General features: G+C 39.4%; 11 protein-coding genes. 5 read left to right on the top strand and 6 right to left on the bottom strand.

Annotation, left to right across the window (positions count from 1 at the left end; all coding sequences use genetic code 11):
• The first annotated feature begins 147 nt into the window (after positions 1 to 147).
• Complete coding sequence (gene rbr / locus B091_RS0107480; RefSeq protein ID WP_018109392.1) at positions 148 to 726, top strand: rubrerythrin; 579 nt, start codon at positions 148 to 150, stop codon at positions 724 to 726.
• A 226-nt stretch (positions 727 to 952) separates the two neighbouring features.
• Positions 953 to 2194 (top strand): MFS transporter, encoded by a 1242-nt coding sequence (locus B091_RS0107475; RefSeq protein ID WP_018109391.1) that lies wholly within the window; start codon positions 953 to 955, stop codon positions 2192 to 2194.
• Between the two features lie 80 nt (positions 2195 to 2274).
• Here B091_RS0107475 and B091_RS0107470 read toward each other — a convergent pair whose 3' ends face one another.
• The 5 genes from B091_RS0107470 to rpoN form a co-directional block, all read right to left on the bottom strand.
• Positions 2275 to 4122 carry a 4-hydroxy-3-methylbut-2-en-1-yl diphosphate synthase gene (locus B091_RS0107470; RefSeq protein WP_018109390.1) on the bottom strand — a complete coding sequence of 616 codons (1848 nt, stop codon included), beginning with the start codon at positions 4120 to 4122 and terminating at the stop codon, positions 2275 to 2277.
• Complete coding sequence (purE, locus tag B091_RS0107465; RefSeq protein WP_025069422.1) at positions 4123 to 4629, bottom strand: 5-(carboxyamino)imidazole ribonucleotide mutase; 507 nt, start codon at positions 4627 to 4629, stop codon at positions 4123 to 4125. It lies immediately after the preceding gene.
• Positions 4630 to 4718: 89 nt separating this feature from the next.
• On the bottom strand, positions 4719 to 5099 hold the full coding sequence (gcvH, locus tag B091_RS0107460) for a glycine cleavage system protein GcvH (protein WP_018109388.1): 381 nt from the start codon (positions 5097 to 5099) through the stop codon (positions 4719 to 4721).
• Between the two features lie 26 nt (positions 5100 to 5125).
• The gene (locus B091_RS11920; RefSeq protein WP_051552744.1) at positions 5126 to 6013 is read right to left on the bottom strand and encodes a hypothetical protein; all 888 of its coding nucleotides are present in this window, start codon (positions 6011 to 6013) and stop codon (positions 5126 to 5128) included.
• Positions 6010 to 7461 (bottom strand): RNA polymerase factor sigma-54, encoded by a 1452-nt coding sequence (rpoN, locus tag B091_RS0107450; RefSeq protein WP_018109386.1) that lies wholly within the window; start codon positions 7459 to 7461, stop codon positions 6010 to 6012. Before rpoN ends, B091_RS11920 begins: the two co-directional genes overlap by 4 nt.
• Positions 7462 to 7667: 206 nt before the next feature.
• Here rpoN and priA point away from each other — a divergent pair, with 206 nt between their 5' ends.
• From priA to B091_RS0107435, 3 genes are all read left to right on the top strand, one after another.
• Positions 7668 to 10127: a replication restart helicase PriA gene (gene priA / locus B091_RS0107445; RefSeq protein ID WP_018109385.1), complete on the top strand. Its 2460-nt coding sequence runs from the start codon at positions 7668 to 7670 to the stop codon at positions 10125 to 10127.
• 176 nt (positions 10128 to 10303) lie between these two features.
• Positions 10304 to 11062 carry a head GIN domain-containing protein gene (locus tag B091_RS0107440; RefSeq protein WP_018109384.1) on the top strand — a complete coding sequence of 253 codons (759 nt, stop codon included), beginning with the start codon at positions 10304 to 10306 and terminating at the stop codon, positions 11060 to 11062.
• Positions 11063 to 11142: 80 nt separating this feature from the next.
• Complete coding sequence (locus B091_RS0107435; RefSeq protein WP_018109383.1) at positions 11143 to 11631, top strand: low molecular weight protein-tyrosine-phosphatase; 489 nt, start codon at positions 11143 to 11145, stop codon at positions 11629 to 11631.
• Between the two features lie 84 nt (positions 11632 to 11715).
• Here B091_RS0107435 and B091_RS0107430 read toward each other — a convergent pair whose 3' ends face one another.
• Complete coding sequence (locus B091_RS0107430; protein ID WP_018109382.1) at positions 11716 to 13770, bottom strand: HD family phosphohydrolase; 2055 nt, start codon at positions 13768 to 13770, stop codon at positions 11716 to 11718.
• Between the last annotated feature and the right edge of the window lie 25 nt (positions 13771 to 13795).

Below are 13795 nucleotides of genomic sequence, written 5' to 3'. Positions count from 1 at the left end.
AGGATTATAAATAAGCCCTAGGGCTTAGTAAATTGAGAAACAAATCTTTGAGTTTGTTGGATTACTAGAGAGTTTTTTATAAGTTTGCTTGTGTGTAAGGCTATTTAATAAAAGTATTATTTATAACCAATTTAAACAAGAAGAATTATGGCTAAAAGTGTAAAAGGAACTCAAACAGAAAAAAACTTATTGACATCTTTTGCTGGTGAGTCTCAAGCTCGTATGCGTTATACCTATTTTGCAAGTGTTGCAAAAAAAGAGGGTTACGAACAAATTGCTGATATCTTTACAGAAACAGCTAATCAAGAGAAAGAGCACGCTAAAAGAATGTTCAAATTTTTGGAAGGTGGAGAGGTTGAAATTACTGCTTCTTACCCAGCTGGTGTTATTAGCACTACTTTAGAAAACTTAAACGAAGCTGCAATGGGTGAACACCAAGAGTGGTCACACGACTACCCTCATTTTGCTGACGTTGCTGAACAAGAAGGTTTTCCTGCAATTGCTAAAATGTACCGTATGATCAGTATTGCTGAGAAAGCACACGAAGATCGTTACCGTAAATTTATCAGCAATATCGAAAATACTGCTGTATTTGCTAAAGAAGGTGAAGTTGTATGGCAATGCCGTAACTGTGGCTACATTCACGTTGGTGAAGCAGCTCCAGCATTATGCCCTGCTTGTCTTCATCCACAAGCATACTTTGAAGTTGAAAAAACTAACTATTAATCATATAGTTTCAATACAAAAAAGAAGGAGTGATTTACTAGTAAATCACTCCTTCTTTTTTTTGCACACAACTGGGTGCATTGATTAAAATTTGACTCTTAATAGCAAACTAAGCTGTACTTTTAATCAACAAGTTAACCCAAAATCCGTTTATAGAATAAATCTAGCTCAGGTCTGCTTGAATGATGAAACGACTGTGGCTTATCTAAATAATAAATAATGTGCTATGGCCAACCCTGAAGCAATCTCTTTAAAGAATCAGAAGTTTACTCCTTATCAAGTTTTTCTCATCGGTATACTGACTCTGTTGCAGTTTACTGTTGTTTTTGGGTATGCTGTAGTTTCTCCATTGGGTGACACAATGATGCGTGATTTGCATATAGATACCTCTCAGTTTGGATTCTTGATTTCAGGGTATGCCTTTGGAGCCTGTGTTTCGGGTTTCTTTTCAGCCTCTATTGCCGATAAATTCGATCGCAAGAAGTTTTTACTATTCTTTTATACTGGTTTTCTAATTGGTACTTTCCTCTGTGGCTTTTCTACCGATTACCATTTATTGCTAGTCGCTCGTACACTTACAGGTGTGTTTGGTGGTGTTATTGGTTCGATCGTACTATCGATAGTTGCTGATATCTTTGCTTTAAGCCAGCGTGGTCGGGTTATGGGTTTTATTCAAATGGCTTTTTCGGTTAGCCAGATTGTAGGAATCCCTTTTGGTATATTTGTTATCGAACACTGGGTTTGGAATGATATATTCTTGTCGATTGGTGCAATGGGTGTTATTCTAGGATTTGTCATCTTGTTCAAAATGCAACCCATAAAGACCCATCTCAGTCAAGCGACTCAAAACGAAAAGCCACTAGTTCACCTTTGGAAAATACTCACTAATAAAAAATATTTTGCAGGTTTTGCCTTAGTGATGCTCGTTTCGCTAGGTAGTGCAATGATTATGCCCTTCAGCCCAACCTTCTTGATTAATAATATTCACATCGTTCAGAATGACCTGATTTACCTTTATATGGCATCAGGAATAGCAAGTGTTTTTATTATGATTTATATTGGTAGGTTGAGCGATATATTCCCTAAGCGTACGGTTTTCTTGGTAGGTGCACTAGTAACTGTTGTGATGACTATGGTCTTTACTACACTCTCTCCTCAGCCCTTGTGGGTGGTAATCCTTATTAATATTGTCATGCTTACGGGGATAAATGGTCGATTGATTCCTACTATGGCCTTAAATACGGCTATGCCTAGTGTTGATGATCGCGGAGGTTATATGAGTCTTTGCTCATCTTTTCAACAACTTTCAAATGGGTTAGGTGCGATGGTATCAGGGTTGATCATTGTTCAAAAAGGAGAGGGAAGTCCTTTGGAGCATTTTGATAAGGTTGGAATTATAGTTTCTATTGCTGCTATTATCTGTATCTTCCTTATTCAGCGTGTGGCCAAGCAAGTCGGAGCAAGATAGATTTAGTCTAATAAAAAAGTAGTTGTGAAGGCAGAAGCCTATCCACAACCACTTTGTCATAGTCTGTATTTAATAAGAATTTACTCTTCAGTATCCTCTACATAATCGCCGTTATCTTTGATTAGTTGGATTAGTCGTTCGACTGCATGCTCTTCAGGAATGTTTTTCTCTATACACTCTTTCTTTTTGTATAGACTAACTTTTCCTCGCGCTGCTCCCACATAGCCATAATCGGAGTCCGCCATTTCGCCAGGTCCATTGACTATGCAACCCATAATTCCAATTTTCAACCCTTTAAGATGCTTAGTCGCCGCTTTAACCTTTGCAATTGTGCTTTCAAGGTTAAATAGCGTTCTTCCACAGCCTGGGCAAGAGATAAACTCTGTTTTGGATGTGCGTACGCGTCCTGCTTGTAAAACACTAAATGCAGTTGAGTCGATTTGGGCGTGTGTAAGAACACCTTGATTCTGTAAAAAAATACCATCACAGAAGCCATCAAGAATAAGTGGCCCCAAGTCGGCTGCCGACTTGATTTGTATATTCTCTAAATCATCTTCCTTATAAGTCTCGTGCCAAATTAGTGGGTTAGTTATTCCCTGCTCCGTGAGCTTATGCGCTAATGCACGTTGCTCTCCGAGTCGGTTTTGGTGGCTAGAATTTCCGATAAGCACTACCTCAGGTTGTTTTTTAAGCATGGAGATTATATCCTCTGTAAGCTCAGGTAAACTTATAAATAAGAATTTGAGGTCTACTTCTGTCTCAATCAGTAACTTAATCTGGCTTGTAGTGAAGGCTGGATAGCTGTTCTTATCCCCTTGCCAATGTAAAGCATCGAGTATATAGGCCGAACTTTCTCTAACTTTAGGCAGTTTATCGCCTACAAATAGGTAGTCGGGTATGAAATTTTTATCAGTTACAAAGCTTCCATCTAACCTATCCGAAATCACAACAGGAACCAGATGTCCGCCGATATTTTTTACCTCATGGGTCTTGCGACGGCTAGGCTCAAAATAGTTAAACTCGGTTGCAACCTCTGCTTTAATGAGGCTATGGTTTTGTCGTGTTAAGATATGATCTACCAGCTTTTGAGCAACGGCAATCTCTCTTTCGGGAGCTTCGCTAAGCGATACACGGATGGTATCACCGTAGCCGTCGGCAAGTAAAGTACCAATACCCAGTGCCGATTTTATTCTGCCATCTTCTCCTTCACCAGCCTCAGTAACCCCAAGATGTAAAGGGAATGACATATTCTCTCTTTCGAGCTCACGAACTAGCAGTCTAACGGTTTGCACCATAACTACCGTGTTCGAAGCCTTGATTGAGATTACCACATTGTCGAAGTTTTCGGCCTTGCAGATTCTCAAAAACTCCATGCACGACTCTACCATGCCTGCCGGAGTATCACCGTAGTGCGACATTATTCGGTCGGAGAGCGAACCGTGGTTCACCCCAATACGAATAGCCGTACGATTCTCTTTGCAGATGTTGATAAAATCTGTGAGGCGTTTTCTGATCCGATCTAATTCTGTCTCATACTCTTGATCGGTATAGCTTAAGGATTTAAATGTACGTGCAGGATCTACATAATTGCCTGGGTTAATTCGGACCTTCTCAACAATAGTCGCTGCAACATCTGCCACTTTCGGGTTAAAATGTACGTCGGCTACTAGTGGGGTACTATAGCCCATAGCTTTGAGCTCAGCACTAATCTTTTTGAGGCTTTCTACCTCTTTTAGACCCTGTGTGGTGAGTCTTACATAATCAGCCCCCGCATCGACAATCCGTTTAACTTGACTAACACTCTGATCCACATCTTGAGTGGAGGTGTTGGTCATAGATTGGATGCGGATGGGGTTCTCTTTTCCCAAGGGTTTGTCTCCAATTTCAACTTCGGAGCTTTTTCTTCGGGAGTAATTAAATAGATTCATTTAGTTACATTTATATTCGAGTTTAATGGCTTGTAGGTCTTCGTTAGCTTTCTCAATCTTAAGCTTCAAACCATCTTTGTAAAGTTTTAGTCGGCTGTCAATATCGCTATCAGATAGTGCAAGCATCTGTACTGCAAGAATTGCAGCATTGAGTGCTCCATTGATTGCTACAGTTGCCACAGGGATACCAGGAGGCATTTGTGCAATTGCTAGTAACGCATCCATACCGTCTAAGGTCGATTTAATTGGAACACCAATAACAGGAAGTGTTGTTGAGGCTGCAATTACACCCGGAAGATGTGCTGCCATACCTGCAGCAGCAATAATAACTTTTATGCCTTTGCTCTTTGCATTTTTAGCAAAGCTTTCCACTGCTTCAGGTGTACGATGAGCCGAAAGCGCATTAATTTCGAATGGGATACGTAAGTCATTCAGAAACTTAGCTGCTTTCTCCATAACAGGAAGATCCGATGTACTTCCCATAATTATACTTACTAATGGTATCATAATTTTAACTTGTTATTTGAAATTTAAAAATAAAAGTGCAGCCTCTCATCTACGAAAAGCTGCACCCTTTTTCCGTATTATATAAATGTCTATTTATTAATAATCTCTCTATATGCTTTTGCATCAAGCAAGGCATTAAAATCTTCTTCATTGGTGGGTTTCACTTTAATAAGCCAACCCTCACCGTATGGGTCTTCATTAACAAGTTCTGGATTGTCTTCAATCGCTTCATTTTGCTCAATGATTTCACCCGAAACAGGTAAGAATAGGTCCGAAACTGTTTTCACTACTTCAATAGTTCCAAAAATCTCATTAGCATCTAAAGTTTCACCTACAGTTGGTATGTCAACATATACTATATCACCGAGTTGATCTTGTGCATAATCGGTAATTCCGATATAAACAACATCACCTTCTCTACGAACCCACTCGTGCTCACTTGAATACTTTAACTCTTCAGGAAATTTCATAATTAATTAGTTTAAAAGTTAATATGCTAAATAATATATTTTAATACTGTCGAAATAATGTGATTGCACGTGTCATTTAGTGCGATCATTGTACAAGATAGTCCAATTATAAATCCTGCAAAAATTTCTCCCAGATTATTATGCTTTAAAATTATTCGTGCTGTGCCAAGAGCTCCAGCAATTAATACAAATGCACAAATCCATTTGATGGGGTTATATAGAAACAGATCACTAAAGGCGATAATACCAGCCAATACCCCCCCTATGGCAGCCATATGCTCGCTTACTCTCCAACGAGCGTTAATGATTAGTAATATAATTAAAATCATCAAAGAGGCCAAAATGATCCCATTTAAGTACCAAGGAAGCCCTCTTTTCAACATGATAAATGTACAGAAAGTATATGAAATAATGGTAAGCAAAAGTGGCATAAAACGTTGTTCTCTCTGATTTAGCTCAGTGAGGATTCCACAATTACTTGTAATCAGCCCCTCGGCTGTAGTATCCTCTTTCCATTTTCTAGGAACTAATACAAATACGGTCAAAACAATGATTGATGAGACAATATAGTTAGTCACTAGTGGGGTTCGCAATTCCATAAGAACGATGAAAGTAAAGAGGTAGCAAAAGGTACTAATCATGAAACTACCAATAATTCTTTCCAGCGGGTGCTGCTCCATAAAAGAGATGTGATTAATTTTATGTAGAAAGAATATACTAATCACTGGTAAGATGATAGTGAATCGGAATATGATGTCGAGAATGTAAAACATCTCCTTTGTAGGAAATGTCAAGCTCAAATGCGTAAATAAAAACAGCACAATAAACGATAAAAAAGGCACAGAGAATGGAGTGAAGATTCGTGAAAGTATCTTCGCTCCATTAATCAGGTATTTATTGCTAATTGTTTTCATTTTCTTAATCGAGCAACAGGTATATTGAGCTGTTGCCTGTATTTTGCTACCGTACGGCGAGCAATGGGGTATCCCTTTTCTTTAAGAAGGTTTGAAAGCTCCTCATCGGTATAGGGGCTTTTATTATCTTCTTTGTCGATGCACTCCAATAAAATTCTTTTCACCTCTCGGATAGACATCTCCTCACCATCTTCGGTAGTAAAGCTGTCTCCAAAAAAGTGTTTTAATGAGAATACACCAAAATTGGTTTGGACATATTTACTGTTTGTAACCCTTGAGATAGTCGATATATCTAGTCCTGTGATGTCGGCTACATCTTTTAGAATCATCGGTTTGAGTTTTGACTCATCACCGTAGATAAAAAAGTCGCGCTGTAATTCTACAATTGCTTTCATGGTCGACATAAGTGTGTTTTGCCTCTGCTTGATTGCATCGATAAAGCCTTGTGCCGAATCCATTTTTTGTTTTAAGAAGAACATGGCGTCTTTAGACTCCTTGCTCTGATTCTTTTTATTTTTGGTGTGCTCTTCAACTAGGGTTGTAAACTCCCTACTGAGTCTGAGCTCGGGTACATTCTTGTTGTTTAGCGAAACAGTGATTGCTCCATCAAAGCTCTCAACGATAAAGTCGGGAATAATCTGTTGTAGATTTTTTCCGATCGACTCACCTAGTGATGCACCTGGACGTGGGTTGAGTTTGATGATTTCATCAATTGCAGCTTTTACTTCATCTTCGGTGACTTCGAGCTTTTGTGCGATTTTATCCCAGTGCTTGCGGGTAAACTCCTCGTAGCATTCACTAAGAATTCTTCGCTCGATTTGACTTGTGGGTGTTTGCTCTTTCTGACGATCTAGTTGGATCAGCAAACACTCTTGCAAATCTCTACTGCCTACCCCAGGAGGATCAAATTCTTGGATGATTTTGAGCACTTGCTCAATCTCTTCAACAGAGGTCTCAATGCCCATATAGATGGCGAGTTCATCGTCTATGCTGTCAAGAGTTTTTCGAATTAGTCCGTCATCATCTAACGAGCCAATAAGGTATTTACCAATGGCTACCTGCTTTTCTGTGAGTTCTCGCTCTCGGAGTTGCTCCAAAAGAATCTCATAAAAAGAGGTAGTGTCCGAAAAAGGAATCTCTTCGGCTTGGTTTTCTTTGCTATAATTGTTTTCTCTTAGTTTATAATCGGGGATGTCGTCTTCTGTTAAATAATCGTCAAGCGAATCATACTCTGCTTCTTCTTCAGAATTATTATCCAGACTGTCATCTTCAGCACTTGACTCAACCCCCTCCTCTAAAGCGGGATTTTCGAGTAATTCCGCATGTATGCGCTCTTCGAACTCCAGCGTAGGTAGTTCAAGTAGCTTTACCACCATAATTTGTTGGGGTGATAAGGTTTGAACCTGCTTTTGAACTTGAGTTTGTATCTGACGTGAACTTTGGGTCATACTCTATTAATATTGATTAAGTCTTTATGTAACAAATAGATAATGTGTTTTGATTTCGGAAAATTAAATTCGTTTACTATTTGAGTATGAATATACATCGTTTTCCTGTTTATTACAAAGAGGAGCTGTTATAAACTTTGTAAATTGCGAATCCTTGTTAATTGTGGATTGTTTCACTCAAAATATCGTATTTTTGTTTTTAACGTATGAAACAGTTTGTTGATGTTGTCTTGCCCTTGCCCATTCCTGGTTTGTTTACCTATAGCTTTAATGAGGCTGATGTTGAGCACCTAAAAATAGGTGTCCGTGTTATTGTGCCTTTTGGTAAAAAAAAATACTACACAGCTATTGTTGTTAAACTCCATACCAATGCTCCTGTCGGTTATACGGTAAAGCCCATTTTTTCGATTCTCGACGACACTCCTATTTTGCTTGCAGAGCAACTTAAGTTTTGGAATTGGTTATCGTCTTATTATTTAGCCGCTCTAGGTGATGTCTATAAAGCAGCTTTGCCTTCTGGTTTAAAACTTGCTAGCGAGACCATTGTAGAGCTGAATCTTGACTATATCGGAACTCCCGATTTGACTGATCGTGAGACCAAACTTTTAGATTTGCTTTCCGAAGATCCTATTCAGAGTGTTACTAAGTTAATTAAGGATAGTGGTATTGAGAATATTCTTCCCATTGTAAACAAGTTGCTAGAGCGTGGTGCCCTTATGTTGCGTGAAGAACTAAAGAACAACTACAAGCCACGCCTAGAGACTCGGGTTCGTCTGACCTCTACTTATCAGACCAACGAGGCGATAGAACCGCTATTCGATCAGTTGGGTAATGCTCCAAAGCAGCTTGACTTATTGATAAAGTATATTGATCTTTCTCGTTTCTTCGCTCAGGGTGATCCCAAAGAGGTTACTCGGTTTCGACTATTAGAACAGGCCAATGCTTCTGGATCTAGCCTTAAGGGGTTAGTTGACAAAGGGGTGTTCGAAGAGTATGAAATAGAGATTGGTCGTTTGGGTGGTGGTTTAGCCGATATCGATGATTTACACTCCTTAAGTAGAGTCCAGAATCAGGCTTTGCAAGAAATTCAAGCTGCACTGGCAGACAAACCTGTTTGTCTGCTTCAAGGTGTGACCTCAAGTGGAAAGACAGAAGTATACATTCACTTGATTCAAGAGGCAATCAATAATGGTAAGCAGGTACTTTATCTACTTCCCGAGATAGCCTTGACTACTCAAATTACTTCTCGATTAAAGCGTGTCTTTGGTGACAAGTTGGGAGTTTATCATTCCAAATTTACCGATGCTGAGCGTGTAGAGATTTGGAAAAAGCAATTGAGTGATGAGCCTTACCAAATTATTTTGGGTGTTCGCTCCTCTATCTTTTTGCCTTTTCAACGCCTAGGGCTTATTATTGTTGACGAAGAGCACGAATCGACTTATAAACAGTATGACCCTGCACCTCGCTACCATGCTCGTGATGCTGCCATTGTTCTTGCACATCTTTACGATGCACGTGTTTTGCTGGGTACAGCAACACCTTCGGTTGAGACTTGGTATAACTGCCAAACGCAGAAATATAATCTCGTTCAGCTAACCGAACGTTATAAAGAGATTAAACTCCCCGAGATTTTACCTGTCGATGTTTACGATTTAAAACGTAAGAAGATCATGAAAGGTCAGTTTTCACCTCTCTTGCTTAGCCTGATGCGTGAGACTCTCGACAAAAAAGAGCAGATTATCCTTTTCCAAAATCGACGTGGTTTTGCGCCTATGGTAGAGTGTAATACCTGTGGTTGGGTGCCCAAATGTACCAATTGCGATGTAAGCTTGACTTACCATAAACGGCTAAATGAGCTTACCTGTCATTATTGTGGCTATACTTATCAGTTGCCTACGGTCTGCCCAGCTTGTGAGGGTGTTGACCTGACATTTAAAGGTTTTGGAACCGAAAAGGTTGAGGCTGAGATTAAAGAGTTATTTCCCGATGCTTCGGTTGCTCGAATGGATTTAGACACTACTCGAACACGTACGAGCTTTGAGCGCATTATTGCCGACTTTGAAGAGGGTAAAACCAATATTCTTATCGGTACGCAGATGGTATCCAAAGGACTCGACTTTGACCATGTGAGTGTGGTAGGTATCTTGAATGCCGACACCATGCTCAATTATCCCGACTTTAGAGCCTACGAACGTTCTTATCAGCTTATGGCTCAGGTAGCAGGCAGAGCAGGGCGTAGAGGCAAACAGGGTAGAGTGGTTTTACAAACTCGAAGCATGGATCACCCCATTATCCCTCAAGTAATCAATAACCGATACGAAGAGATGGTGGCAAGTCAACTCGAAGAGCGCCAACTTTTTCATTACCCTCCTTTTTACAGACTAATTTATGTTTATCTCAAACACCGTGACGAAAAGAAGCTCGACTTTATGGCTCAGCATATGGCTACAGCCTTACGTGGAGCTTTTGGTGCGCGTGTATTGGGGCCAGACAAACCACCTGTTGGTCGAATTCAACTTCTCTATATCCGCAAGATTGTGTTAAAGATAGAGCGTAACATCTCTATGCCTCAAGTTAAAGAGGTGTTACTTAAGATTAAAAACAATATGATTCGCGATAAAAACTTCAAATCACTTATTGTTTACTACGACGTTGACCCAATGTAAAACGCGTAAGTTATTTATATGTTACGAGTAAGTCGGGCTAGCATAACAACCCTTTGATTTAATCTCACAAAATAACTCTCAATCGTTTGATTAATAACAGAAAATAAGATACTTTACAAGCTTAAACTGAGTAGTTAAACAATAGGTAGTTTAATCTCAAGCTAAAATTATTCAATATGAAAAGAGCTATTATGTTCTGTGCCACTTTAGTCATTGCTATTGCCACAGGGTTTGCATCAAATGTTAAGAAGGAATATTCTCTAAAGAGTTTTACTGGAATAAATCTGCAAGGTCCGACCAAGGTGTTTGTAACTCACGGAAAGTCTGCCGTAGTGAAAGCGGAGGGGCCACAAGAGTTGATAGATAAGCTAGAAGTCTATGTTGATGGATCGAATCTAGTGATTAGAACTAAGAAGGGCGCAAGCTTTAAGACCAGAAGAGATTATTACGTTCAGTTTTTTGTTGAAGTTCCTAGTCTAGACCAATTAGCAGTTAGTGGAAGTGGTGACATCATCCTTCAAAACAAAATGGAATGGGGATCTTCAGTTTCTATGATTGTTAATGGTAGTGGTGATCTTAAGGTCGGTCAAGTCAATACTCAAAAGCTAAATCTAGCCATTAATGGCAGTGGCGATATTGAATTAAAAAACATAGTCTCCACTTCTTTAAAAGCACAAATTAAAGGCAGCGGTGATCTTGAAATTGATGGAGGCGAAGTGCTTCAAGCAGAGTATAATATTATTGGTAGTGGCGATATTAAAGCCCAAAGCTTAAAGGTGGACAATGTCAATGCAAGTATTACTGGCTCAGGTGATATTCGTTGTTACGCTAAGAAGAGCATTAGTGGTAAAGTTATTGGCAGTGGTGACGTTGTGTATGCTGGCAAGCCTGGCAAAGTCAATGTAAGTAAGAAGGGTTTCAGTTCTGCGAATTAATAGTACGGTTCTTAATCTCCAATAAAAAGAGTTATGTTTGTGTTGATTGAAGCTATTATACACTCTAATAACTTAATAAGATGAAGAAAGAAGATAAGAAGAAAATATTATTCGTGTGTTTAGGAAATATTTGTCGCTCACCTTCTGCCGAAGGTATTATGCTCGACTTACTCCAGAAGAAAGGACTGACTGATCAATTTATTATTGATTCGGCAGGCACAAATGGATATCATAATGGCGATTTGCCCGATCCGCGTATGCGCAAACATGCAGCAATGCGAGGCTTCGATTTAGTCCATCGCTCGCGTCAGGTAAAAACAGAAGACTTCTACGATTTTGATATGATTATTGGCATGGACGATGGTAATATATCTAAACTACAAGAGCTTTCTCCGTCGACTGAGGAGACCAAGAAGATTCATAAGATGGTAGACTTTTTAGTGAAGAAAGAGGCAACTTATATCCCAGATCCTTATTACGGAGGAGCCGATGGCTTTGAGTTGGTTATGGATCTGCTCGAAGATGCTTGTGAGGGATTAATTGCTCATGTAGCTCAAGAGAAAGAGTAGAGATAAGTTTAAAATAGCAATAATAAAGGAGCGATTCAACGTGTTGAATTGCTCCTTTATTATTGCTATTGACTAGCATTTAATCTATTTCTGTAGCTCAGGATAACTGATTCTTGTGTGATAGATAATCTTAAGCTTCTCTTTGAAGACCGTTTTAACGGTTTCTATGTCCTGAAAAGTAATCGGACACTCCCTAAAATAGCCCTCTTCCATTTGTGTATCTATTAACTTATCTACTAGATTGCTAATGCTCTCTTCGGTATACTCAGGTAAGCTGCGTGAAGCTGCCTCCACGGCATCTGCCATCATTAGAATTGCAGTCTCCTTAGAAAATGGGTTTGGCCCAGGATAGGTAAACTTAGCTTCATCTGGTGTCTCACCTGGATGTTCATTCATCCACGAGATAAGGAAATACTTCGTTTTACCTAGACCATGATGTGTTACGATAAAGTCTTTAACAGCCTTAGGTAGGTTGTATTTGTCGGCCAGCTTCACCCCATCGTGGATGTGGTTAATTACAACCTCTGCACTTTGTTCATAGGATAGCTTATCGTGAGGATTGATTCCTCCCGATTGATTTTCTGTAAAGAATGCTGGGTTTTGTGATTTGCCGATATCATGATATAGTGCTCCAGTACGTACGAGCTGGCTATTAGCACCAATATGAAGTGCAGCTTCTGATGCTAGATTGGCCATTTGCATAGAGTGCTGAAAAGTTCCAGGGGCTACTTCTGATAGTCGTCTTAGTAAACTGTTATTGATATTTGAAAGCTCGACCAACGTTACATTAGAGGTAAATCCAAAGGTCTTTTCCAACACAAATAGCAATGGATAAGTAAACAGTAAAAATATACCATTCACGGCAAAATAGCTGTACATGCTCAGATTGAATGAAGTGACATCGCTTTCTGAAATCAACTCTAAGCTCATAAACACAAAGATATAGGAGAGTGTGATAATGACCGCACTCTTTATTAGCTGAGAGCGTTGCGATAGCTCTCGTAAGCTATAAACACCCACCATCCCTGCTATAAGTTGTAAAAGGATGAATTCGTGAGGATAGCTGACTGAAATAGAACAAATCAGTATTGTAATGGTGTGTGCGACGATGGCTGTCCTTGAGTCTAGAAATACCGTGATAATCAGTGGAGTCATTGCATAAGGTATGGCATAGACGCTGAAGAAGTTGTTTTCAACTAGCGAGGTAATTACACAATAAAATATAACGATCAAGAACAGTAGCGAAAGGCTTCGCTTATGTTGATAATAATCCTTTTTGAAGAGCTCTAAATAGATCATAAAGCATCCGATCAGTATGGCTATTAATAAGATATGCCCCACTAAGATTTGATGCTTCTGACTCACCGAATCACTTCTTTTCTGAGTTTCAAATTTTAAGGACTCTAGAATATTATAGGCTTTCTGATCCACAAGCTCACCTCGATCAATTATCTTTTGCCCACTCAACACAGCTCCTCTTGTGAGTGAAAGGTTGTCGAGCAGTTCCTCTCTGGCTGTTTGCGTACGCTCTTTTTCGTAAGTTAAGTTGGGTTCGAGATAGTTGTTTAAGTCGCAAGCTTTGAGTAAGTCTGTTTTATATTTGATACTGTCGCCCAAGAATAGCGCTTCATAGGCTGTCTTTACAGTATAAGTAGAGGTAACCTCTTTTTCGCTAGCTAATCGATCTTTAGAAATCATGATTGCCGAAACCCTATCGTCTAGAAGTGACTTCATCTGATCGGTTTCCATTATGCCTTGTTCGTAAATCGACTCTAACTTGGCATAGATATAGTTAAAGTATTGTGCTGATGGGAGTCTTTTTTTGAGATGCTTGTCGTAGTCTTCTTTGAAGCGTGCTAGGTTTTCGGTGGCTACGGTATTGCTTTTTTGAAAGTAGGGGTGAAAGTGATATTCCAACACACTATCCCTTTCCGACTTGATAACTGCTTTATCTTTGTAAATAGGGAAGTCGAATGTGGCTATAAGTTGTCCATATCGCCAAGGTTTATTTAGTTCAAATTGATAGTTGAACTGCCCGTCACGAGGCAGGAAATAGACAATTAGAGATACCGCCCCTAAAAAAATCAATATCTTATAAATTAAATCTCTCCAAGAGATCTTCTTCTTACCTTTTTCCATCATCCACCTTTTGTATTTTGCGAAA

The organism is Bacteroides propionicifaciens DSM 19291 = JCM 14649 (assembly GCF_000375405.1).
Classification (GTDB): Bacteria; Bacteroidota; Bacteroidia; order Bacteroidales; family Bacteroidaceae; genus Bacteroides_E; species Bacteroides_E propionicifaciens.
This window is presented reverse-complemented; position numbering and strand designations above follow the sequence as displayed.